General features: G+C 66.8%; 20 protein-coding genes. 11 read left to right on the top strand and 9 right to left on the bottom strand.

The window, feature by feature from the left end:
* Positions 1-44: 44 nt before the first annotated feature.
* Entirely contained in the window at positions 45-1325 is a 1281-nt protein-coding gene (ispG, locus tag NCW75_01070; GenBank protein UYV12894.1) for a flavodoxin-dependent (E)-4-hydroxy-3-methylbut-2-enyl-diphosphate synthase, read from the top strand.
* 202 nt (positions 1326-1527) lie between these two features.
* On the opposite strand, the gene NCW75_01065 is transcribed toward ispG, so the two are convergent.
* The 9 genes from NCW75_01065 to NCW75_01025 form a co-directional block, all read right to left on the bottom strand.
* Entirely contained in the window at positions 1528-1830 is a 303-nt protein-coding gene (locus NCW75_01065; protein ID UYV12893.1) for a hypothetical protein, read from the bottom strand.
* Between the two features lie 38 nt (positions 1831-1868).
* A complete protein-coding gene (locus NCW75_01060; GenBank protein ID UYV12892.1) occupies positions 1869-2372 on the bottom strand; it encodes a GAF domain-containing protein in 504 nt (167 codons plus the stop codon).
* A gap of 19 nt (positions 2373-2391) precedes the next feature.
* The gene (gene rpsR / locus NCW75_01055) at positions 2392-2637 is read right to left on the bottom strand and encodes a 30S ribosomal protein S18 (protein ID UYV12891.1); all 246 of its coding nucleotides are present in this window, start codon (positions 2635-2637) and stop codon (positions 2392-2394) included.
* A 76-nt stretch (positions 2638-2713) separates the two neighbouring features.
* A complete protein-coding gene (locus tag NCW75_01050) occupies positions 2714-3364 on the bottom strand; it encodes a DoxX family membrane protein (protein ID UYV12890.1) in 651 nt (216 codons plus the stop codon).
* The gene (locus tag NCW75_01045; protein ID UYV12889.1) at positions 3365-3988 is read right to left on the bottom strand and encodes a rhodanese-like domain-containing protein; all 624 of its coding nucleotides are present in this window, start codon (positions 3986-3988) and stop codon (positions 3365-3367) included.
* A 2-nt stretch (positions 3989-3990) separates the two neighbouring features.
* A complete protein-coding gene (locus NCW75_01040; protein ID UYV12888.1) occupies positions 3991-5169 on the bottom strand; it encodes a DUF1573 domain-containing protein in 1179 nt (392 codons plus the stop codon).
* Positions 5170-5397: 228 nt separating this feature from the next.
* On the bottom strand, positions 5398-6690 hold the full coding sequence (locus tag NCW75_01035) for a Glu/Leu/Phe/Val dehydrogenase (protein ID UYV12887.1): 1293 nt from the start codon (positions 6688-6690) through the stop codon (positions 5398-5400).
* Between the two features lie 94 nt (positions 6691-6784).
* Positions 6785-7630: a GNAT family N-acetyltransferase gene (locus tag NCW75_01030; protein ID UYV12886.1), complete on the bottom strand. Its 846-nt coding sequence runs from the start codon at positions 7628-7630 to the stop codon at positions 6785-6787.
* A gap of 93 nt (positions 7631-7723) precedes the next feature.
* On the bottom strand, positions 7724-8695 hold the full coding sequence (locus NCW75_01025; GenBank protein UYV12885.1) for a hypothetical protein: 972 nt from the start codon (positions 8693-8695) through the stop codon (positions 7724-7726).
* A 186-nt stretch (positions 8696-8881) separates the two neighbouring features.
* Between NCW75_01025 and NCW75_01020 the strand changes: the two genes are divergently transcribed.
* The 10 genes from NCW75_01020 to argC all read left to right on the top strand — a co-directional run bounded on the left by NCW75_01020 (position 8882) and on the right by argC (position 23173).
* Positions 8882-9886 (top strand): MBL fold metallo-hydrolase, encoded by a 1005-nt coding sequence (locus tag NCW75_01020; GenBank protein UYV12884.1) that lies wholly within the window; start codon positions 8882-8884, stop codon positions 9884-9886.
* A 36-nt stretch (positions 9887-9922) separates the two neighbouring features.
* Positions 9923-10615: a hypothetical protein gene (locus NCW75_01015; protein ID UYV12883.1), complete on the top strand. Its 693-nt coding sequence runs from the start codon at positions 9923-9925 to the stop codon at positions 10613-10615.
* Positions 10616-10621: 6 nt separating this feature from the next.
* Positions 10622-11809, top strand: a complete 1188-nt coding sequence (locus NCW75_01010) for a hypothetical protein (GenBank protein UYV12882.1) — start codon at positions 10622-10624, stop codon at positions 11807-11809.
* Positions 11802-13058 (top strand): DNA repair exonuclease, encoded by a 1257-nt coding sequence (locus NCW75_01005; GenBank protein ID UYV12881.1) that lies wholly within the window; start codon positions 11802-11804, stop codon positions 13056-13058. The genes NCW75_01010 and NCW75_01005 overlap by 8 nt, the downstream gene beginning before the upstream one ends.
* The gene (locus NCW75_01000; protein ID UYV12880.1) at positions 13058-16231 is read left to right on the top strand and encodes an AAA family ATPase; all 3174 of its coding nucleotides are present in this window, start codon (positions 13058-13060) and stop codon (positions 16229-16231) included. The genes NCW75_01005 and NCW75_01000 overlap by 1 nt, the downstream gene beginning before the upstream one ends.
* A 192-nt stretch (positions 16232-16423) precedes the next feature.
* Positions 16424-19249, top strand: a complete 2826-nt coding sequence (locus NCW75_00995; GenBank protein UYV12879.1) for a S8 family serine peptidase — start codon at positions 16424-16426, stop codon at positions 19247-19249.
* Between the two features lie 288 nt (positions 19250-19537).
* The gene (locus NCW75_00990; protein UYV12878.1) at positions 19538-20773 is read left to right on the top strand and encodes a hypothetical protein; all 1236 of its coding nucleotides are present in this window, start codon (positions 19538-19540) and stop codon (positions 20771-20773) included.
* 261 nt (positions 20774-21034) lie between these two features.
* Positions 21035-21235, top strand: coding sequence for a lysine biosynthesis protein LysW (lysW, locus tag NCW75_00985; GenBank protein ID UYV12877.1), 201 nt, complete (start codon positions 21035-21037; stop codon positions 21233-21235).
* Positions 21236-21260: 25 nt separating this feature from the next.
* The gene (gene lysX / locus NCW75_00980) at positions 21261-22136 is read left to right on the top strand and encodes a lysine biosynthesis protein LysX (GenBank protein ID UYV12876.1); all 876 of its coding nucleotides are present in this window, start codon (positions 21261-21263) and stop codon (positions 22134-22136) included.
* A complete protein-coding gene (argC, locus tag NCW75_00975; protein UYV12875.1) occupies positions 22133-23173 on the top strand; it encodes an N-acetyl-gamma-glutamyl-phosphate reductase in 1041 nt (346 codons plus the stop codon). Before lysX ends, argC begins: the two co-directional genes overlap by 4 nt.
* Positions 23174-23182 lie beyond the last annotated feature (9 nt).

The following is a 23182-nucleotide window of genomic DNA, read 5'->3' as shown; positions in this document are numbered from 1 at the left end:
CCGGGCACCGACCCCAACCCGACCGGCCAACGTAGAATCGCCCGATGCAACCCCTACGCCCCACCCGGCCCATCTTCGTTGGCAATCAGAGTACCGGCGTCGTCCAGATCGGCGGTGGCCTCGACGGCACCCGCTCGGCCCCGGTCAGCGTCCAGACCATGACCGCCGGCTACACGCACGACGTCGATGGGTGCGTGGCGGAGATCCACAAGCTCCAGTCGGCCGGGGCAGACATTGTGCGGGTGGCAGTGCCCGAGAAGAAGGACACCGAGGCGCTGAGGGAGATCCTGGCCCAGACCAGCGTGCCCATCGTCGCCGACGTCCACTTCCACTTCAAGCGGGCGCTCGAGGCCGTCGAGGCGGGTGTTCACAAGATCAGGCTCAACCCGGGCAACATCAACGATCGCGAGCAGGTGATCGAGGTCATCAAGGCGTGCAAGGACGCGAAGCTGCCAATTCGCGTGGGCGTCAACGAGGGCTCGATCATCGAGCGTCGTGACAAGCAGGCCCGCGCGAAGGAACTGGGCGCCATCTTCGGCGAGCACAAGCATGGGTACATGCTGGCCATCATGATCGCCAAGCTCGAGGAATACCTCGACATCTTCTACGAGCAGGACTTCCACGACGTGGCCATCAGCGCCAAGAGCATGGACGCGACGATGGTGATCGATGCGTACACCGAGATCAGCAAGCGCTTCGACCACCCGCTGCACCTGGGCGTGACGCACGCGGGCCCAAAGGAGACCGGCTGTATCCGGTCGGTCGTGGCGCTGGGCACCCTGCTCGCGAACGGCATCGGCGACACCATCCGCATCAGCTACGCCAACGACCCGATCTATGAGGTGCAGGACGGGCTGGAACTGCTCTACACGCTGGGATTGCGCGATCGCATTGGCGCGGAACTCATCGCCTGCCCCACGTGCGGTCGCATCCAGGTCGACCTGTTTTCGCTTGTTCAGGAAGTGCGGGCCAAGCTCGAGAGCGATATCCAGGTGCCCATGAAGGTCGCCGTCATGGGCTGCGTGGTGAACGGGCCGGGCGAGGCCGAGGGCGCCGACGTGGCCGTCTTCGCCGGCGACCGTCGCGGCATCATCTACGTGCAGGGCGAGAAGGTCGCCAACGTGAACGAGGACGAGATCCTCGATCGGCTGCTCAAGGAGTGCCTCGATTTCCAGGCGGCCGTCCGCAGCGGCACGGCCAAGCTGGGCGAGAAGAAGGTGGACATCGTGCCGCCAGACCCATTGGGCGAGCTCGGCAGCGGGTGGGAGAAGATGGCGGCCGAGCGGATCAAGGGGGCGGATTTGACGATCGGAAAATCGAACTAGCTCAAGGCTAAATGAATAGCGGCTTTCGCCCAGCGGCTTGGCGAATGCAGGCAACCTGGCCCGCATGATACATGGTGTGCATCGCAAGACCGCTCAGGCACTGGCCAACCGACTCGAACTTCGGACCCGGCCAATCGTTATCGTGGCAGTGTGTCTGCAGATTCATATCGGGCATCGAGCCAACCCGGGAAAGCAACTCTGATCACACGGTGTCGAGTTCATCGAGCAAAACGCCATACGCTGGACCGATTGGCGCAGGCTGGGCCGGAACAGATCCGATCCCGAACGACTGAATCCAGTTCTGGTACCGATGGGCTTTACCATCGAGATACTGATCCAGCACCGCCGCCTCAGACACAACAAGGTGCCCCGCAAGCCAATAGCAGTGCGGACCAGCATCGGAGTGAGACCGAACCGTTGGCGCGTCGGCCATATCCCTCAACAGCCCCATCGCAAAGCCATGCGAATCACGCAACGATGCCGCGATCAGGTCGGTCGATGCCATGTTCTCACTCCCTCTGGTTCCGAGCCGCAATCAATACCTCAGTACACTTTCACCGCCGGCGGCTTGTCATTGGTCAATCCCGCCGCCGCCAGGCACTCGTGCAACGCATCGGCGTCTCGCGTCGTGAACGCCCCGCGGCTGAAGCTGTCCAGGTCGAACACGCCCCAGCACTCGCCGTGCGAGTCGAACAGCGGGATGACCAGTTCGGCCAGATCCTTCGGATCGCACGCGACGTAGCCCTCGCCCAGCGTCGCGACGTCGCGCACGACGAGCGTCGTGTGCTTGACGAACGAATGCCCGCACGCGCCGTGCATGCCGATGGGCGAGCAGGCGGGCTTGTCTCGCCGGGGGCCCAGCAGCATCTGCTCGGCGTTCTCGGGGTCTGGCACGTAGAAGCCCAGCCACGAGACGTCCTCGTCCGCCAGCGCTTCCCAGGCGCAATCGACAAGGCCCGCCATCCGCGTCGCGCGATCGCCGGTAAGGCTTCGGCAGGCGGCCAGCAGGCCTGTGTAGTCCCGCGAGCGGGGCTGGGTTTCGGTCATCGCCCCGTCTCGATCGGAATCAGAGCGTGGCCGAGGTGTAGGGCAGCAGGCCCATGAAGCGGGCCCGCTTGATCGCCTGGGCGATCATGGCCTGCTCCTTCGCGGTGGTGCTCAGACGCTTGCGGCCGTAGATCTTGCCGTTGGGGCTCATCATGCGGCGCAGGTTGTCGGCGTCCTTCCAGTCGACGTACACGACGCCGGTGCCGGAGGTGCGAAGGACACTCTTCTTGTTGGGTCCACTGCCAAAGCGGGAAAAACGGCTCATGCGGGCCTCCGTCGTGGTCCTGGGCGCCCGAGGCGAGACGATCTCGCATTGGGGCGCGACGGGAATCGGGCGTAAATTAATCCCAGCGGGGCTTGGGCGGCTCGTCGGCCGCCGGCTGACCCGTGGGCGGGGATGATAGCGGGGTTGGCCGCACCGGGTCCACCGCGATGGGGGTCTGGTCCGAGGCCGGTCGGGCCGGGGCGGTCGACGCGGGCTCGCGAGCCGCGTCGATTTCGCCCTTGGAGGATGCCAAGAGGCGATCGAAGGACAGCCGCCCGCCGCCGCGGATGAGCAGGTACAGGCAACCCGCCCCCAGCACGCCGTTACGCCAGAGGTGGCAGGTGCCCACCACGTCGCCGCAGGGGAAGTTGAAATCGCCGAAGCAGCCGCACTTGACGTTGAGGTCTTGAATGATGACCGACGCAATCGCCCAGATGAACACGCCCACCGCGCTCAGCAGGATGAACGACGCCGATCGGGTCCACAGGCCGAACAGGATGAGCACCGCACAGATCGCTTCGGCCCACGGCACGGCAAAGCTGGCCAGGACGACCAGGTGCTCGTGGTCGATCACGCTGAGCATCTCGAACGCGCGGATCGACTCGGCGAATGCTTGCGTCGCGTCGTTGCTCTGGAGCTTCATGAACGCGGCAAAGCCGAACACGCCCGCGATGAACAGGCGGACGAACAGGGTGACGATCAGGTCGATGCGCTGCCCGGTGGTCACTTAGCCACCCCCTACGGGTTCGGTCGGGTGGCCCGCGGCCTCCCACGCCCCGAAGCCGTCGTGCATGATGTAGACCTCGGCGTAGCCCCGGCCGATGAGGCGCTGGGCGACGTTCTCGGAAGCATCGCACTCGCCGCCCCCACAGAACACGATGACCGGGAAGGCGGGCTCGAGTTGGTTGAGCACCTGCGCGCTCATGCCGCTGATGAAGTGGCGGGTCTCGAGATGGAAGGCCCCCTCGATGGTGCCCACCTCGCGCTCGGCGTCGGTGCGGGCGTCGACGAAGGGCATGCCCTCTTCCCATAACTCGTACGCGCGGGCGACGGAGATGTAGTAATCCGGAAGGTCTCCGGCGGTGTCTGGGGGCTCGACCGGCACTGGCACAGGGTCGGGCGTGCCGGGCTCGCCGCCGGGCAACTCGTCGCCGCCGTTGGATTCAGATCGCTCGGGATCACTGGCTGCATCCGAACCCTGCTCGGGAAGTCCGGGTTCGATGATGCCCCGCGCCTGAGCACGAGCCCGGGCATCTTCGATGTCGCGGGTGATCGGCCACACCATCGAGTGCGCCACGGCGGCCCCGAAGGCCACAATCAGGATGATCGTGACTCTGCCAACGAAACGCATGCTCACTCGCCCGAGCCGGCCCGGCTATCGACGACGCGACCGACGTAGGGCAGCATTACCAGCTCTTCGAGCGGCACGCTGGTGTGGACGACGAAGTTGCCGCGAATTCGGCCGGCCTGGGCGATGCTCGGCAGCACGATCTTCACGCGGTAGGCGTCCACGGCCTTGCCGTTGGCACCGGCCTCGGGGTCGATGGGCTCGACCGAGAAGTCAACGGGCATCGTCGCCATCCCGGTGGGCTGCAGCGGGCGCAGTTCGACGCCGGTAATCTTGAACGGCTCGTTGCGGCCGTGGCGGACCTCGATGACCTCTTCGAGCTCGCGGCCCACGTGGAGCGTGCCGAGCGACATACGCATGGGGTTGATCACCACATCACCGTCGACGCTGGCCGCCACAGGCACGTTGATGAGCTTCTTGCGCTCGTCGTTGGCGCGGATGACGGCGATGGCTTGCGCACGACCGGGAGGCGCGTCTTCGCGGAGCGTGACGAGGATGTCGGTGCGCGACACCGTCTCGCCCTCTTGTTCCAGGGCGTCGGTGCCCAGGATCTCGACGTCGAAGTATTCGGCACCCGGCCCGACCAGCGTGACGTGGTAGGCCTCGAAATCGCTCTTCATGCCGGTCAGGCTGATGAGCGTCTCCTTGCGGGTGTGCTTGGCGACGCTGCCCATGTTGACCTGCATGGGCTCGATGGCAACCAGCGGCTTCACGAACGCCCGAACCTTGACGGCAGCCATCGGGTTGGATCGGTCGTTGGTGCGGAACGTCACCGTTTGCTCGTGGCGCCCCGGGGCCTTGCCCGTGGGGTCGAACGTCACCGTCACCTCGCACGACTCGCCCGGTTCGAACTCGTTCTTGGGCATGTTGGCGGCCGTGCAGCCGCAGGTCGTGCTGGGCTGGGGCACGTTGAGGATGGCGTTGCCCGCGTTGCGGAAGCGGATCGTGCCGGTCGCCGGTTCGGTGTCGAGGATGGTGCCGAAGTCGATGATCGGCGTCTCGAGCTCGAACACCGGCTTGGCGTTGTCCTCGCCGTTCTGGCCTTCCTGCTCGGTCTGAATGATCTGCGTTGCCGGCTGGAGGCCCGTGGACTCGTTGCCCTGGGCCAGCGTCGCCGGCGAGAAGGCCAGTGCCATGCCCAACCCAAGGCTGGCCAGGATCGTGTTCCGTCGCTCGTTGCTCATCGCCTTCTCTCCTGCTGAACGGGTGCGATCGCACCCGGGCCTCGCGCTCCCCGGCTGTCTGCGGCACAAAGCGGCCGCTCCAACACATTGTTCGGCCCTCGGGCCGCCATGTCAGCATACCACAAGCGTGGCCGCCTGCCCACCATGAAGCGCAAGCCAGCCTAAACCGTCACGACAGCCCGGTATCCCCTTTTCGGACCAGGAGATACCGGGTAAATCCCAATCAGATTACTCCATCGCGTCGGCGAGGCGGTTCAGGGCGTGGGCGTAGCAGGCCGTCCGCATGGAGATCTTCTCGGACTGCATCAGGTCGAAGACCTGGTTGAACGAGTCGGACATGATCTCGCCCAGCCGCTCGTGGACGGTGTCGAGCTTCCAGTAATAGCCGCTGATGTTCTGGCACCACTCGAAGTAGCTCACCGTCACGCCGCCGGCGTTGGCCAGGATGTCGGGCACCACCAGGGCATCGGTCTTGGCGATGATCTCGTCGGCTTCCTTGGTCAGGGGGCCGTTGGCCAGTTCGATGAGGACCTTGGCCGACACGTTGCCGGCGTTGTCCTTGGTGATGGCGTTCTCAAGGGCCGCGGGCACCAGCACATCAACATCGAGTTCCAAAAGATCCTCGTTGCTGATGGCCTTGCCCTGGCTGGGCAGGCGGCCGGTATCCTGCTTGGCCGACAACGCGGCGGGCACGTCCAGGCCACTCTCATCGTAGATGCCGCCGCGCGAGTCGCTGACGGCGACGACCTTGTATCCCGCGTCGTTCGCCAGGCGCGCGAAGTGCTGGCCGGCATTGCCGAAGCCCTGGATGGCCACGGTGATATCGCTGGTGTCCCACCCACGCTTCTTCTCGATCTCTTGCAGGCACACGAACCCACCGCGGGCCGTGGCATCGTCTCGGCCGAGCGAGCCGCCGCGGGACACGGGCTTGCCGGTGATCACGCCGGGGTAGCGGCCGCGCTTGATGGTGTCGAACTCGTCGCTCATCCAGCCCATGATCTTGGCGTTGGTGTACACGTCGGGGGCGGGCACGTCGATGTCCGGGCCCAGCACGTCGGCCATGCCGCGCATGTACCCACGGCTGAGGGACTCGAGCTCGCGCTCGCTGAGCTTGCGTGGGTCGACGATGACGCCGCCCTTGCCGCCACCCAGGGGGATGCCGACGGTAGCGCACTTGAAGGTCATCCAGAACGCCAGGGCCCGCACCTCCGCCTCGCTCACGTCGGGGTGGTAGCGGATGCCGCCCTTTGCCGGCCCGCGCACCGTGTTGAAACGGCAGCGGTAGCCCGTGAAGATTTCGAGTGATCCATCGTCCTTGCGGACGGGGATGGAGATCTCTGTAAACCGCTCGGGGTGGCGCAGCGTCTCGACCGTGTCCGAGTTGGCCCGGCTGTGCTTGGCGGCCAGGTCGAGCCGGGGCAGGGCCTCGTCGACAAACACGTCCGGGGCCTTGGCCGATTCGGGCTTGGTGGATTGGCTGGCACTGGGCTTGGCTTCGTCAACGAGTACGTTCGGGGCCATCGGCATCTCCTGTGGTAGATCTCTTGTGCGAGAAGTATCCGCATGGGGCGATCGGTCTTCGAGTACGCCCGCCGTTACATTCGGGGGAACCCTGTCAGCCCGAGTCCCCAGCCGGGGCCCTGAAGGCCAGCCGGGTATAGGCCAGCCCGAAGCCCAGCCGCACGGCGTTTCGCTCCGTCGGGATTCCGGGCTGGCACTCGATCACCGCCGCCGAGCAGCCCTCGGCCTGCCCCTGGAGCAGCCGCCTAGCGATGAGCGCCTGCTGGATGCCCCGGCGGCGGAAGCCCTCGCCCACCACGGCACCCCAGAGTGAGGCCACCCTCACCGACCCTTGGCCGGGTGAGGGCTCGACCGAGATCACTTCCATGCCGCAGGTGCCGGCCAGCTCGCCATCGATGGAGGCGAGGAAGCCGCGGGACCGCGGATGGACCAGGCTCCTGACGGTCGCCTCGAGTTCGCCCGCGGATGGCTCGATGCCCTCAGGTGTAAAGCCCCACGTCGTGTGCTCGGCGTGTGCCCGCAGATGGGCCTCGTGGTCGGGGTCGAGCTTCTCAACAGAAAGGCCGTCGATTTCGGGGATCTTCACCGGCCCCGACAGGCTCCGGGCCAGCACTCGCTCGGTCTCATCGAGCACGAGCCCCGCGTCGGCCGCGACAACGTACGCGCTCTGGCCGCTCTCGTCGGTCAGGTCGATGCGCGGCCGGCCGCCCCGGCTGGCGACATATTCCGCGATGTATCGTGCACCCTCCGGGGTGAGCGGTGTATCGATCCCGCAGCCGATGGCCCCACACAGCCAACGCACGCCCCGCTTGTATGCCACCACGCCGCCACCATGCTCGGCGGGAATCGGCTCGTGCTCGTCGGCCAGATCCGCGAGCACCAGCATCTGCCGGCGTTCGTTGATGCGCATGATGGCGGTGGAATCGAGTTCTCGGGCCATGGGTGCAACTGTACCGAACCAACCAACACCGGGCGCGGGGCCCAAGGAGAGAGAACCCGCACCCGGCGTTGGATGGAACTACTCCGCTTGGCCTTAGCAGCCAGACACGAAGGCGTTCTGAAAGCAGAGGAAGTCGAAGATGTTCAAGGCACCGTCGCCGTTGCAGTCGGCGGTGGCATCACCGGTCGCGAACGCGTTCTGGAACGCCAGGAAGTCGAAGACCGTGAGAACACCGTCGCCGTCCATGTCGGCGTAGCAGCTCGTGTCGAGGAAGGTCACGGTGCCGCTCACGTCGCCCGTGCCGGTGAGCGGGTCGACCTGCCAGCGGCCCTCGAACTGGATGTGGTTCGAGCGGTTGCCGGCGATGTCTCCGGTGCCCGCAACGACGACCACGATCTGGTCGTCGGTAATCGGCGGGCTTAGCTCGACGATGATGTCGGCACCCGGGCGTGCGGGCGGTGCCGATGGGGGCGCATCCTTCTTGTCGATGGCGTTCGAGATGTTGACTGCCGCCCCGGCACCCACGACGGTGCCCGCGCCCACGCCACCGACGCTGCCGAGCGCACCGCCGACGAGGATCTCAGCCGCATACACCCACCACTTGGGCTTGAGGCTACCGCCGTCGTCGGCGACCTCGCGATAATCGAGCGTGGTCAGGTTGCCATCGGCATCGGTGCCCCAGAGGCCATCGATGCTGCTGTGCCACTCCTCATCGAGGATGCTGCCCGAGCCCTGGACACGCGACTCGAAGCCGTCGGGTGTCGGCGTCAGATCGCCGAAGTAGTCGAAGTTCATCGTGCCGCCACAGACGTCGCCCTGGCCAACCAGGGACCACTGCTGGGGGTTGAAGCTTCCGCTCACGTTCATCTGGCCACCCGAGCACGTTTCCCAGGCCGAATCCGGGTCGCTGGTCTGCATGTGCAAGCCGTGCAGCATGCTCTCGATCATCATCTGGACATTGGCGTGCTCTCGCACGCGGAGTTCCTGATCCTGGGCGCTGGCGACAGTACCGGCCAGCAGGGACAAACCAACAAACGACTGCACAGCGATAGCGCGAACACGCATGAGACACCTCCACGATGTGTTGAAGAACTCGGCCCCGGGGTCCGGCCGCGATGCTGACTGCACCGCTGCCCGCCGGCCCCCATCGGCCAATAGGGGAAGCGTGCGATGGGGCGATCACTCACGTGACAGCCGCGCACATTCATGAAGTTTCTGCCAGGTTTGCGCATAAGCACCTATTCTCGTGCCATGCCGACTGCCAAGAACAACGCCCAACCCATGACCTACCGCTGCACCCTCCTGCGCGCCGGCCGGCTATTGCTCGACGCCGGCGGCATGTTCGGGCTCATCCCCCGCGTGGTGTGGGAGACCATGGTCGACCCCGATGACAAGCACCGCGTCGAATTGCATCACAACTGCCTCTGGCTCGTCGGCACGCAGGACGACCCGGAGTTGGGTAGGCCCCGCCAGGTCATCATCGAGGCGGGTACGGGCGACAAGCTCGACCCCAAGATGGCGGGCATCTTCGGCCTCGACGGCCGCACCGTCGAGACCGCGCTCACCGAGGCCGGCGGCGATCCGACGAAGATCGACGACGTGGTCATCAGCCACCTGCACTTCGACCACGCCGGCGGGCTGACCCGGCGCCTCCGGCCGGGCGAGAGCCCCGACTGGACGGCCGGCCCAAAGCAGGCCAGTGGCGATGCGAGCCAGGTGAAGCTGACGTTCCCCAACGCGACCATCCACGTCCAAGAGAAGGAGTGGCACACCGCGCTCGCGGGCGATTCGGTGATGACCCGCACGTATTACGCCGACCACCTCGCGCCAATCGAGGGCAAGCTCAAGCTCCACGACTCGCCCCGCCCCTTCGAGCCCGGCCGGGTGCCCCACAAGAACGAGCACCCCGCCCTGCCGTGGGAGCGGCGGACCACGACCATCCTGCCGGGCATCAAGGTCTTCCTGACCCCGGGCCACACGTGGGGCCAGCAGGCGATGTGGTTCACAGACGACAGCAATCGACAGGTGGTCTTCACGCCCGACGTCATGCCTACCGCCTGGCACAGCGGCAAGGCGTACAGCCTGGCCTACGACGTGGAGCCCTACACCAGCATGGTCAGCAAGACCTGGCTGCTGAGGGAAGCGGCCGAGCGCGGGTGGACCCTGGTGCTCGACCACGAGCCGGGCGACCCCTGGCGGCGCGTCAAACCCAACAATCGGGGCTGGTACGCCCTCGAGCCCGCTGGAACCGCGTAGGCGAACCGCTCAGTGCCTAGGGGTCTACCATCGGCCATGCCCCCCGCGGTGAACGACACGGCGGCGTCCAAAGCCCGACCGCAGGCCGACATTTCGGCCGCCGAGGACTCCCGCGCCGACGCCGAAACCGAGCCGGGCGAGGCCCCACAGGCCGAGGCCTCCACCCGGGGCACCAAGCCGCGCTCGGGCCAGAAGAAGAAGCGCAAGCGCACGAGGTGGGTCCGGGTCGAGGCTTTCATCAGCCGCCTGAGCACCCGCAACCACTTCTGGCACCGCGTCTGCTCGCGTATCTGGCTGCCGCAGGCCTACTTCAGCGGCATCAAGATGAAGATGATCGACGCCAAGACCTTCGAGGCCGTGGTGCCGTTCCGCCGCTTCAACCGCAACTGGTACAACGCCATGGCCGGGGCAGCCCTGCTGGGCAACGCCGAGATCGCCGGCGGCTCGTACATCTTCCGCGTGTGCGGGGCCGACTGGACGGTCGTGTGCAAGAAGCTCGAGTACAAGTTCCTCCGTCCCTGCCTGGGCCCGGCGGTGTACCAGATCGAGCCCGAAGAGGACATCGAGGCCCTCATCGCCGCCGGCCAGGAGTTCAACCTGACCATCAAGATGAACGTGGTGCAGCAGCTCCGCCGGCCCAGCGACCGCGTGAAGCGCGTGGGCGTGGCAACCTCGACCTTCCATGTGACCCCCAAGGCCCACCAGCGCAGCCGCGGCCGGCTCAAGTAAGCGCCCATGGCCGGGCCCTCCATTCCATCCGCATTAACAAGAACGTCGCCGCTTGCCGCGCTGGGCTGGGGGTTCTACCTGGCCGTGTCGTGGACGTGGGTGATCGGCATGATCCTGCCGGCGCTGCTGCTGCGTGATTTTGGCTGGTGGTCGCTCGCCGTGTTCCTGCTGCCCAATGCGATCGGTGCAGCGGCGATGGGTACGGTACTGAAGAATGCTGAGGCGGCCCAGCGGTTGCGACTGAACCACAACAAGGCGGTCCAGTGGTTCTCGATGGTTACCATCGCCTTCCACCTGTACGTGCTGGGGGCCATCGCGCTCTCAACCGCTGGATTCCCAAGTTCGAAGGGCCAGATGGGCGTGCTCATCTTCGGTGCGATCTTCGCGGTGGTGCTGCTCACCGTGCGTCACTGGCTTGTCACGGCGTTCCTGGTGTGGCTGACCAGCATCGGGCTGGCCATCGCCTACGCGGCCACGGACTCGTCGGTCGTGCTCAACAACCCACAGGTTTTTACCGACACTCCAACGAAGGACCTACTGCTACTCACGCCCGTCGTCGTGTTCGGCTTCGCGCTGTGTCCATACCTCGACGCCACGTTCTTGCGCGCCCGGGCAGCTACTTCACCGACGGCCGGTAAGCTCGCGTTCGCCTTCGGCTTCCTCGTCCCGTTCGTCATCATGATCGGCTTCACCGTGCTCTACGCGAGCGCCATCGCGACCGGCCACGCCGTGGGTTGGCGGCTCATCCTCGCGCACCTGGCGATCCAGGCCGGATTCACACTCGCCGTCCATCTCCGTGAAGCCAAGCTGAACCTGCCACAACGCGGCATCACGCTCGGTGTCACCGTCGCCACCTTCGTGACGCTCTGGTCGCTCCCCGACGGCCCCATCCCCTGGGCCGACGACATGCTCGCCTGGGAGATCGTCTACCGCCTGTTCATGTCCGCCTACGGCCTGTTCTTCCCTGTTTACGTCCTGTTCGCCGTAGTCCCCGACGCCCTGAAGATGGGCTCGATGCCCCGCGCCGGCCGGGCCGTCACGGCCGTCACCATCGCCGCCGTGATGCCGCTGTACACGCTGGGGTTCATCGCCCGCCAGGAGCAATGGCTGCCCCTCGCCCTGGGCCTCATTCTGGGCGGCGCGTTCGTCACCTTCACCATGCGACGCCGAGCCGCGAGTACCGCCCATGGCTGAAGCAACCTTCCTAGCTGCGGCTGATATCCACCTGGGCCGGCCCATCGCCAGTCTGCCGGATTCGTTGCGCGATGACGCGCACACGCTCGGCCCCTTCGGCGCGTTCGATCGCATGATCGATCTCGCGGTCAAGGAACGCGTCGACGCCGTGCTGCTGGCCGGCGATGTGGTCGACGACGACGGCGCGTACTTCGAGGTCTTTGCCGCCCTGCAAGACGCGGCCCGGAAGCTCGACGGCATCCCGATGCTCGCCATCGCTGGCAACCACGATGCCAATGTACTACCACGGCTGGCCGACGCCATCGACGGGCTCACGCTCCTGGGCAAGGGCGGCACTTGGCAGAGCCACACCGTCCACGCTGGCACTGGGGGCGTCGAGATCCTGGGCTGGAGCTTTCCCGACACCCACTGCCGAACGTCGCCGTTCGAGACCCCGCCACCAAAGAGTACCGGCCGGCGCATCGCGATGCTGCACGGCGATGTCGACACGCCCGGCAGCGTGTACGCCCCGTTCACCGCCGCCAATCTGCGCGAGTACGCGGCCGACGCGTGGTTGCTGGGACACGTCCACAACCCGTCGCACCAACGGCTCGGGGCACCCACCCCCGCCGGTTACCTCGGCAGCGCCTGCGGGCTCGACCCGAGCGAGGCCGGCCCGCGCGGCGCGTGGCTCGTGCGGTGCGATCCGCAAGGCGTACGGCTCGAACATCGCGAGATCGCCCCGATCGCCTGGGCGAGCGTCACGCTCGACGCCACCGGGCTCGATCCCGATTCCCTCGACGCGGCGCTGCGCCAGAGTGCCGAAGAAGCCTCGGCCGCGTTCCAGCATGCCAGGACCGTTGGCACGCGGATCGCGCTCGTTGGCGAGCACGACGCCTGGCAGTCTTTCAACGACCGCGCCCGCAAGATCGAGCCCGGCCAGCCCTGGCAGCACCACGACGCCCGCGTGTTCATCGACAAGATCGATGCCCGCCTCACGCCGCGGTTGCCGCTCGCCGCGCTCTCGAAAGAACGCACCGCCGCCGGCCGCATCGCAAGCCTGATCCTCGAGTTGCAATCGGATGGAGCCGGCGAACTCGTTGCCGAAGCCGCGACCCGGTTCTCCAACCTCTCGAACGATCGCAACCTCCGCGTGCCCGACATCGGCGAGCACACGCTGCCCGCGCCCGACCCGCGTACCACGCTCGCACGCGAGGCCCGCGCCATGCTCGGCGAGCTGCTCGCCCAACGCCCGGCGGAGGCGAACTGATGCGCGTGCGCTCCGTCGACATCCGCCGCAGCCCGGGCATCTCGGAGGGGTTCAAGGTCCACGAGTTCAGCGATGGCCTGACCATCATCGAGGGCCGCAACGAGTCGGGCAAGAGCACGCTGGCGGGCGCGATCCGCGCGTTGGTCTGGCCGCAGCGCAGCGCAACACTGCGCGCTCGGGGCGAGTTTTACGCCGACGCGAGTCGGTTCAACGCCTTCGTCGACCAGCACGGTGGCGGATGGGAAGGCGACGCGCCCGCGGTGCCCGATCCAAGCGCCGGCCGCGGCATGATCGTGGGCATTGGCGACCTCTGGCACGAGGACGAGCACGACCAGGCCGTCCGCAACGCGATGACGCGGGAGCTCCAGGGCGGCTACGACCTGGCGGCGCTGCACGGCACCGCCCAGGCCAGCTCGCCCACCAAGCCCGCCCGCGAGGCGCGTGAGGCCGAGCGACAACTGAACAACGCCCGCAACGCCGCCCGCGCGCTCATGGCCAAGGAAGCGACGCTCCCGGACCTGCGCGCCCAGGCCGATCGCGGCCGAGCCCATGCCGCCCGGCGATCACAGATCAAGGCCGCCATCGAACGCCTCGACCTGCTCGAACGGCTCGCCGCGCAACGCCACGAGCTGGAACCCATGCCCGAGGGCGCCCAGCGTGTCACCGGCAACGAGGAACAACGCCTGCGAGCGATGCGCGCGGCGATCGATGAGGCTCAGGCCGCGATCACCCAAGAGCACAACGCCGCCCGGGAAGCACGCGGATCACTCGATCGGCTTGGCCTGCCCGAGCACGGCGTCCCGCTCGGCGACCAGCAGGTGCTGACCGATCTGGCCAGCGAACTGGCCGCGGTCGAGCGGCAGCTCAGCGAGGCCACGCGCCGCGCTTCGCAAGCCCAAGCCGAAGCCGACGCGACCACGACACCGGCCCGCGTGCTCAACTCCGATGAACTCACCAATCTCGAAACAGCGCTCGACGCGGCCCACCAGGCCCGCGAGCAACGCGCCCGCGACAAGGCCGCCGCGGAACAATGGGTGCCGCCGGCGGTAGGGCGTCAGCCCGCGGTGCTGCCGGTTGCGATTCTCGTGACCGCCCTGCTCGCCGGCACCGCCGCGGCCATTGCGAGCGCGTGGATCTCGGTGGGTTTCTCGGTTGTCGTACTCGTGCTTTCCGTCCTCCTGCTCCTACGCAAGCCCGAGAGCCTGGCCGACCCGCTCGCCGAACTCCGAGAACGTGCCGAACGCAGCGAAGCGAGCTACCAGGCGTGCGTGCAGGCCGTCCGCGAGATCGCCGGCAACGACGACACGCTGACCTCCACGCTCGCGATCGCCACCGCTGCCGACCGGGCATCGAGGCACGACAAGCTGCTGACCGACCTGCACGGCGCACGTGCGGGCGTCGAGGCGCTCGGTGCCGAACGCGACGCTGTCTTACGCCGCGCCGCGGCCTCGCTCTCGCAATACACCGAGGAGCCCTGCACGTCAGCCGACGACCTCACGCGCCAGCTCGCCGATCTCAAGCAACGCGCCCAAGAGCACGCCAGGCTGGCACAGGACGCGACCCAGGCCGATCAGCGTGCAACCCAGAACGAGCAGAGGCGTGACAGGGCCCGCCGCGACTACCAGACCGAACTGGAGACACTCAGCCTCACCGAAGACCGCCTGCCCGAACTGAGCGAGTGGCTGCGCTACCGCGAGCCCGCGCAGCGGCTGGCTTCGCAGGTGCGAGAGAACGAGGCCCTCCTGAAGGGCCTGGACGAGTCGCTGGCTACCACTCGCGACCTGCGCGGGCTCGATCGTCCGGCACTCGAGACCAAGCTCAACGCCTGCGACACCGCCGAAGCCCACGCGGACAAGCTGCGACAGGACATCGGCGGCATCGAGAGCGAGATCCGAAACGCCAAGGCCGGTGCCGATGTTAGCCAGGCCCTGGCCGGCCTCGAACGTGCCGCCCAGGCCGTCGCCGATGCTCGCGACCACGAGTGCGCCAAGGCCGCCCGCCGCCTCATCCTCGACCATGCCATGGCGAGCATGGAACGCAACGACATGCCAGCCCTCGTACGCCATGCCGATGAGTTGCTCATCCGATTCACCTCGAACGCCTACGGCCTGCGCATCGGCGATCGTAGCGAGCCGGTGGTCTACGACCTTCGCGCCGGGAGCACCAAGAACTACGACCAGCTCTCCACCGGCACGCGAGCGCAGGCGTTGCTCGCGATGCGGCTGGCGAGCGCGCTCGAGGCCGAGCGACGGGCCGGCTCGACCCCGCTCCCCCTCGTCCTCGACGAGCCCCTGGCCACCACCGACGATCAACGCTTCGAGGCCGTCGCGCGAGCCATGTTCGAGTTGGCCGTTGAGGGCCGCCAGCTCATCTATCTCACCTGCGAGCCCGCGCACGCGCACCGCCTCGAACGCCTAGCCGCCGAGCATGGCATCTCGAGCGCTCGCAAGAGCCTCGATGCGATACGTGGCCGCGAGGCGACCGAGCGCAATCCAGCGCGAGCGATGATCGAGCCCAAGCCCGTACCCACGCCCCAGACAGTTTCTCGCGAGGGGTATCTGGAGTGGCGCGGCGTCGTGCCCCTCAACCCCTGGGCCAGCACCGATGCCATCGACCTCTACCACGTGCTCCCCGAACACCTCGACACGCTCCATGACCTGAAGCTGCGCGGCATCACCACCGTGGGACAGCTCCTTGATCTTGCCCGCCGGCAGGGCGAGAAATCCCAATTCCCAGAATTCGTTCTCGCGGCCCAGGTCACCACCCGGCTCATCGAGGCCTGGCGTCAGGGCCGCGCCAGGCCCGTCGAAACCGCGGACCTCGTCGAGTCCAACGCCGTCAGCGACACCTACCTCGATCGGGTCGTCGAGTTGAATTCCAGCCTCGGCGGCTCGGCCAGGGCGCTGATGGACGCCATCGAATCGGGCGGGGTGAAGGGCTTCCGCGCGAATAAATCAGAGCAACTCCGCGATTGGCTCGGCGCCCGGGGCCTGCTCCCCGTCGTGCCTCCCGAACCCAGGGCGGAGGTACTCAGGCGGGCCCTGGGCGACCTGATCATGGGTATTTCGAACCAGAATCACAGCTTCTTGCTCACGACCTCCAACCGGTTGCTCGACCTATTGGATTCCCCAAACCCACACCCGAATGAAGCGCCCGCCGATTTACAGGCGTAACCATCAGGACACCCAAGCCCAATCCACCCCGGCCATGGCCCGGATAGGGGTTTGCGATACATTGAACAGGCGGGGCCCGTGCCCACGCGTTGTCATCGATATGGGACCAAAATCCGAATTCCGGCAAGAACTGTTGGCCGGCACGCCCGTATCGGGGGCATTCTAGGGAGGTTTCAGAATATGCATTCCAAGATGGGACTCGTTCTTTTGTGCGGCTTGGCCATGGGCTTTGCCGCTCCGCTGACACCGGCCGATGACGCGCTGCCCGCCGATGCGGTCACGCTGCAGACCCAGCCGGGCCAGCACCCCACCCTCACCCTCGACGGCCAACCGTTCCATCAGGCAGCCGGCGCTGTGCTCGACCTGGAGCAAGCCCGGGTGCCCGGCAGCGAAGCGATCATGATGTCGTGGACCGAGGCGACTGCGCAGGGCGAGGTCGGCTACACCGCCATCTCGCTTACGGGCCAGCGCGTCGAGCGCGTGGCCCCCAGCGCGGACACCATCCGCCTGCGCTATGCCGAGTTCGACCCCGATCAGTCCACGCCCGCCATCCCGGGCCAGCTTGCCGCCGCGCCGGGCAACGACGCGTACATCGTGCAATTCATCGGCCAGCCCGTTGAGGCCGCCGACCTCGCGCTCGAGGCCGCCGGCGCGACCATCCTGCGCGCGTTGCACGACCACGCCCGCATCGTGCGCATGGGCCCGGACGCCAAGGCCGCCATCGAAGCGATGGGCATCGTCCGCTGGGTGGGCAACTACGAGCCCGCGTACAAGCTCGAAGAAGAGATCCTCCAACCGCTCGTGCTCGGCGGCGCGTTCGCTGGTACGGGCGCACGATACTCCATCGAACTGCTCACCGACGGCAACGCCGCCATGGACCGCATGGCCCGGGTCGTCACCAACATGGGCGCGGCCGTCAACCTCACCGTACCCGAAGTCGGCCGCTTGGAAGCCACGCTCACCCCCGCCCAGATCCTGGCGATCGCCGCCGACAGCGACGTGCTGTTCATCGACCGCTGGCAGGCCCCCGAGAACGACATGAACCTGGCCCGCTCCATCGGTGGGGCCAACTACATCGAGGGCATCACCGGCTTCTCGGGCGAGGGTGTGCGAGGCGAGGTCATGGACAGCGGCCTGCTGCGGACCCACCAGGAGTTCACCGCGATGCCCCCGCTGCTGCACGGCAGCACGGGTGTCGACAGCCACGGCACGGGCACCTACAGCATCAATTTCGCCCGCGGCGCTTCGAGCATCGCCCGCGGCATGGTGCCCGACGCGCAGGGCATCTTCGCCAGCTACAACTTCGTGGGCAACCGCTACGCCCACACCGCGCAGCTGATCAACCCCTCGTTGCCCTACCGCGCCGTGTACCAAACCAATAGCTGGGGCAGCGGCCTGACCACGACCTACACCACGGCAAGCAGCGAGATGGACCGCATCATCTTCGACATGGACATCCTGATCACCCAGAGCCAGTCGAACCAGGGCAGCCAGCAATCTCGCCCGCAAGCGTGGTCGAAGAACATCGTGTCGGTCGGCGGCGTCGCCCACCGCAACACGATCACCAAGGCCGACGATTGCTGGTGCAGCGGTGCCAGCCGGGGTCCGGCGTCCGACGGACGCATCAAGCCCGACCTGACCCACTTCTTTGACTTCACCCGCGCTGCCCACAGTTCGAGCGCGAGCGCCTACCAGGAATTCGGCGGCACCAGCGGTGCCACGCCCATCGTCTCCGGCCACTTCGGCGTGCTCTTCCAGATGTGGAGCGAGGGCGTCTTCGGCAACCCGACCTCGGGCGGCGACGTGTTCGATGAGCGCCCCTCGTTTACCACCGCCAAGGCGCTCATGATCGCCTCGGCCGACCCGTACAACTTCACCGGCACGAGCACCGCCACCGACAAGGCCCGCGTCAAGCAGGGCTGGGGCATGCCCGACCTTCGCCCGCTCTACGACGGCCGCGATGAGATCTTCATCGTTAACGAAGACGACGTGCTGACCGAGTTGCAGACCGCGGTCTACCCCCTCAAGGTGCCCGCGGGCACGCCCGAGCTGCGCACCACGCTCACCTGGGCCGACCCCCAGGGCACGACTTCCAGCACCGTCCACCGCATCAACAACCTCGACCTCAAGATCACTTCGCCAAGCGGCGACGTCTACTGGGGCAACGGCGGGCTGAACGGCGGCATCTGGAGCACGACCGGGGGCTCGGCCGACACCGTCAACACCGTCGAGAACGTGTTCGTGCAGAATCCTGACGCCGGCACCTGGACCGTCGAGGTTTTCGCCGCCGACATCAACGTCGACGGTCACCGCGAGACCGGCGGCCGCGATGCCGACTTCGCCCTGGTGGTCATGGGTACCGATGGCCTGGCCGCAGCCTTCGAGCTGCCGTTCGAGGACGACTTCCCCGACCTCGACCTGGACACCGAGAAGTGGATCGAGGTTTCGGCCAGCACCGGGCCCACCTCGCTGGGCATGAACCCGCCCAGCGAGCCGTACAGCCTGCTGATGCTCAACGATGCCACGCTGGCCTCGTCACGCATCAACGTGCCGATCGACCTGATCCCCGACATGCCCGTCGAGGTCGCGTTCCACAGCCAGCACCGTGGTGTCGAATCGGGCAAGACCCTGAACGTCGAGTACTACAGCGGCTTCCACGGCGAGTGGCGTGACCTCACCGAGGTCGTCTCCGATGGCAGCGACCAGACCACCTTCACCGCCAGCGCGACCACCATCCCGCTGGACGCCTACGGCGACGGCTTCCGCGTGCGTTTTACCACGCCCGGCAGCGACGTCACCGACTTCTGGTACATCGACGACGTCCGCGTGCAGATCGTCAGCGACGACCCGACCTGCCGCGCCGACCTCGATGGCGATGGCAGCCTGACCATCTTCGACTTCCTCGAGTTCCAGAACCTCTTCTCCAGCGGCGACCTGGCCGCCGACTTCGATGGCGACGGTCAGTTGAACATCTTCGATTTCCTGGCGTTCCAGAACGAGTTCGCCGCCGGCTGCTGAGCGCGATTCTCAACCTAGATTCGACAAGCCCGGGCGCGAGCCCGGGCTTTTCATCCCAACCAGGATCGCTTGCCGTTGCAATACCCAGAATCCAACACGAACCGAAACCCAGCACCAGCTTACTCCAAAGGAAGCCTCGTGCCCAAGTTTGCTACCTCGGCCATACTTTCCGTCGTCCTCTCCTGCATTCCAGTTGCCACGGCCTTGGCCCAAACCCAACCACGATGCGGCGAGTGGTTGCCGTTGACCGGTCCCGATGGTCAAGGTCTCGACGGCAGCGTCCGCGCCATGGCCACCTTTGACGGCGGCGACGGACCGATGCTCTACGTCGGCGGAGACTTCGTGACCGCCGGCGGGCAACGCTCGCCCTACTTGGCCCGCTGGGACGGCGAGCAATGGCACACCGTGCCGGGGCTAGACAGTCCAGGGTCGGAGTTAGACGCCTTCGTACGCACGCTGTACGTTTGGGATGACGGCGCGGGCCCCGCCCTCTACGTGGGTGGTGGATTCACCATGGCCGCGGGACTCTTGGTCAACCACGTCGCACGATTCGACGGTGCCGAGTGGTCGGCACTGGCCGGGCCGGACGGCATCGGCACCAACGACCGACTCAGCGAGTTGCACGCCCACGACGATGGCTCGGGCGAAGCCCTCTACGCGTCGGGATCGTTCATTGAGGCGGGTGGCGCAGCGGCCAATCGTGTGGCACGATGGGATGGCTCGGCATGGTCTGCCGTGGGCGACGGCGGCGACATCAACACGCCCGTCATCGGATTGGAGACCTACCAGGGCGACCTGCACGCGGCGCTGACCTATCTGAGCGGCGGCGCACGACGCGTGCCCGGCGTGGCGCGATGGGATGGAGAGACATGGTCACGCCTGTCCGGGCCCGACGAGACGTACTGGACCGAGCAGGTCTGGCCGTTAACCGCGTGGGACGACGGGGACGGAGAGCGGCTGTACGCGGGCGGCTCCTTCACCATGTCGCGAATGGGCGAGAACTTTGCCTACAACTTCGCGTGGTGGGACGGCCAGCAATGGGACGGCATCGACTTCTCAACCTTCCTTGCCTCACAGGTGACCGACATCCTGCCATTCGACGACGGCGACGGTGAGAAGCTGTACGTCTCGGGCCGCTACCGGAGCCCTACCGGGCGATTGCTGGCCGTTGGCCGCATTGTCGACGGCCGGGGCCAGGATCTTCAGAACGCCCCGAACCCCGTCGGCCGCGTGCTGGGCGTGTTCGACGCGGGCGACGGGCCAGCCCTGCACGTGGGTGGCGACTTCCCAACGCTACTCGGCCTGCCAGGGGGCACCCAGCCGGGCTACATCGCACGATGGCGACCGCGCCGGGCCTGCCCCGCCGACGTGAACGGCGACTGCGCTATCAATCTCTCGGACTTCCTCGAGTTCCAGAACCTCTTCGCCGCCGGCGACGACCGTGCGGACTTCGACGGTGACGGCCAACTCACCATTTTTGACTTCCTGGCCTTCCACAACGCCTTCGACGCCGGATGCCCATAGCTCCGCCAGCAAATTCGCTCAACCCCTTGACTCCCACCCGCCGATAGGAAAGATTCATCAATGCCCATGCGCACCGCCAGCACGACCACCCTCAACGGGAAAGCCAAAGCCAAAGGGACCAAACCCTCCGGCGACGGTCGCGTGCGCGTCCGCTAAACACCCTTGCATCCACAATCGCAAGGCCCGCCGGAACCATCCGGCGGGCCTTTTTCGTGTATCCATCCAGTTTCCAACACGCGGAATTACTCAGGAGCCAATCTCATGAGCCAGATCGCACCCCCCAGCACCGAGACCCTGACCGCCACCTGCCCCGAGTGCGGCTCGACCATCACGCTCGCCCGGGCACCCCGACGCCACGAGATCGTCCGCTGCCCCGATTGCGGGGCCGAGCTCGAGGTGACCAGCGTCGAGCCGATCACCCTGGCGCTGGCTCCCGAGGTCGAGGAAGACTGGGGCGAGTAAGCGGCTTGCCAAGAGGACCACACCCATGCGCATCACCCTGCTGCACACCCGCGTCCGCGTCGAAGAGCGGCTGCTGCTCGACGAATTCGAGCGCCGCGGCTTGGCCGTCGACCTCGTCCACGCCGACGAGGCGGTGCTCGATCTGACGGCATTGCGTGAGCCCAGCGACGAGCCGCACGTGCTGCTCGACCGCTGCCTGAGCCACACCAAGGCCCTGGCCATCGTCCGCGCATACGAATCGCGTGGGGCGATCTGCCTCAATCCCTCCGCCGTGACGCACACGTGCGGCGACAAGTTGCTGACCACGCTAGCACTTACTGACGCGGGGGTCCCATCACCGCGCACGGTCGCCGCATTCAGCCACGAGGGCGCGGTCCAGGCCGCCGAACAACTCGGCTACCCCGTGGTCATCAAGCCCTGCGTGGGCTCGTGGGGTCGCATGGTCGGCCGATTGAACGATCGCGACGCGCTCGAGGCCGTCCTCGAACACAAGATCGCCCTGGGCGGCCCGCAGCACGGCGTGATCTACCTCCAGGAACTGATCAACAAGCCCGACCGCGACATTCGCGCCTTCGTCGTCGGCGGACAGACCATCGCCGCCATCATGCGCCACGGCGAGCACTGGATCACCAACACCGCGCGAGGCGGGCGGGCGGAGGGGCTGCCCGTCTCGCCGGAGTTGGACGATCTCTGCCAGCGTGCGGCCTCGGCGGTCGGCGGGACGGAACACAGCCTGCTGGCAATCGACCTCATGGAGTGCCCGCAGCGCGGCCTGCTCGTGTGCGAGGTGAACTCGACCATGGAGTTCCGCAACTCCATCGAGACCACAGGCGTCGACATCCCAGCACGGATTATCGACCACGCGATCGAAGTTGCCATCAACCAGGCGGTGGTCGCTTGAGTGCCCTCAAGCCGGTCAGTGTGGGCATCATCGGTGGCGCGGGATACACCGGCGGAGAACTCCTGCGCCTGCTCGCCGCCCATCCGCACGCCACGGTCGCGTGCGCAACCTCGAGAGGCCGAGCCGGCTGGCCCATCGGCAGCATCCACCCCAACCTCCGCGGCGTGCTCGACCTCTCGCTCATCGATCCGCAGGATGTTGATCCGGTCGACGTGCTGTTCCTCTGCCTGCCCCACGGCGAGACGGCAGCCAACATCGAGCACTACGCGAGCCTCGCACACCGCGTCATCGACCTCAGCTCGGACTTCCGCCTGCGCGATCCCGATCTCTACGAACGCACGTACGGGCAGCCCCACCCGACCCCCACCTGGCTCGACCGCTTCGTCTACGGCCTGCCCGAAGCCGACCGCAACGAATTGATGGACGCCCGGTTCATCAGCGGCGTCGGCTGCAACGCCACCGCAATGAACCTCGCTCTATTGCCCCTCGCCCGCGCGGGCCTCATCGACAGAGTGATCGCCGACATCAAGGTCGGTTCGTCCGAATCGGGTGCCGAGCCGAGCGCCGCCAGCAACCACGCCGAGCGCACCAACGCCCTGCGCACCTTCGCCCCCACCGGCCACCGCCACAGCGCCGAAGTTCGACAAATCTGCGGCGAGTTCCCCCTCCACGTCACCGCCACCACCACCGATCTCATCCGCGGCGTGCTGGCCACCTGCCACGTGCTGACCAACCGCGAACTGACCGACAAGGAAGCCTGGCAGCTCTACCGCAACGCGTACGCCAGCGAGCCATTCGTCCGCGTTGTGAAGGAACGGCGCGGCCTCTACCGCCTGCCCGAGCCCAAGATCCTCGCGGGCACCAACTTCGCCGACGTGGGCTTCGAGATCGAGCCCGATGCGAACCGCGTCGTCGCGCTGTGCGCCATCGACAACCTGGGCAAGGGCGCCGCCGGCTCCGCCATCCAATGCATGAACCTCGCCTGCGGCTTCGACGAGACCGCCGGCCTCACCTTCTTCGGTCTGCATCCCGTTTAGGAGATCATC

It is taken from the genome of Phycisphaera sp. (assembly GCA_025916675.1).
In the GTDB taxonomy this organism is placed as follows: Bacteria; Planctomycetota; Phycisphaerae; order Phycisphaerales; family UBA1924; genus JAHCJI01.
Note: the sequence above shows the minus strand (reverse complement) of the source record. Positions and strands in the feature narration are given on the sequence as shown.

Coding starts and splice junctions, on each gene's coding strand:
- ispG (UYV12894.1), top strand. CDS start 45: ATGCAACCCCTACGCCCCACCCGGCCCATCTTCGTTGGCAATCAGAGT.
- NCW75_01065 (UYV12893.1), bottom strand. CDS start 1,830: ATGGCATCGACCGACCTGATCGCGGCATCGTTGCGTGATTCGCATGGC.
- NCW75_01060 (UYV12892.1), bottom strand. CDS start 2,372: ATGACCGAAACCCAGCCCCGCTCGCGGGACTACACAGGCCTGCTGGCC.
- rpsR (UYV12891.1), bottom strand. CDS start 2,637: ATGAGCCGTTTTTCCCGCTTTGGCAGTGGACCCAACAAGAAGAGTGTC.
- NCW75_01045 (UYV12889.1), bottom strand. CDS start 3,988: ATGCGTTTCGTTGGCAGAGTCACGATCATCCTGATTGTGGCCTTCGGG.
- NCW75_01040 (UYV12888.1), bottom strand. CDS start 5,169: ATGAGCAACGAGCGACGGAACACGATCCTGGCCAGCCTTGGGTTGGGC.
- NCW75_01035 (UYV12887.1), bottom strand. CDS start 6,690: ATGGCCCCGAACGTACTCGTTGACGAAGCCAAGCCCAGTGCCAGCCAA.
- NCW75_01030 (UYV12886.1), bottom strand. CDS start 7,630: ATGGCCCGAGAACTCGATTCCACCGCCATCATGCGCATCAACGAACGC.
- NCW75_01025 (UYV12885.1), bottom strand. CDS start 8,695: ATGCGTGTTCGCGCTATCGCTGTGCAGTCGTTTGTTGGTTTGTCCCTG.
- NCW75_01020 (UYV12884.1), top strand. CDS start 8,882: ATGCCGACTGCCAAGAACAACGCCCAACCCATGACCTACCGCTGCACC.
- NCW75_01015 (UYV12883.1), top strand. CDS start 9,923: ATGCCCCCCGCGGTGAACGACACGGCGGCGTCCAAAGCCCGACCGCAG.
- NCW75_01010 (UYV12882.1), top strand. CDS start 10,622: ATGGCCGGGCCCTCCATTCCATCCGCATTAACAAGAACGTCGCCGCTT.
- NCW75_01005 (UYV12881.1), top strand. CDS start 11,802: ATGGCTGAAGCAACCTTCCTAGCTGCGGCTGATATCCACCTGGGCCGG.
- NCW75_01000 (UYV12880.1), top strand. CDS start 13,058: ATGCGCGTGCGCTCCGTCGACATCCGCCGCAGCCCGGGCATCTCGGAG.
- NCW75_00995 (UYV12879.1), top strand. CDS start 16,424: ATGGGACTCGTTCTTTTGTGCGGCTTGGCCATGGGCTTTGCCGCTCCG.
- NCW75_00990 (UYV12878.1), top strand. CDS start 19,538: ATGGCCACCTTTGACGGCGGCGACGGACCGATGCTCTACGTCGGCGGA.
- lysW (UYV12877.1), top strand. CDS start 21,035: ATGAGCCAGATCGCACCCCCCAGCACCGAGACCCTGACCGCCACCTGC.
- lysX (UYV12876.1), top strand. CDS start 21,261: ATGCGCATCACCCTGCTGCACACCCGCGTCCGCGTCGAAGAGCGGCTG.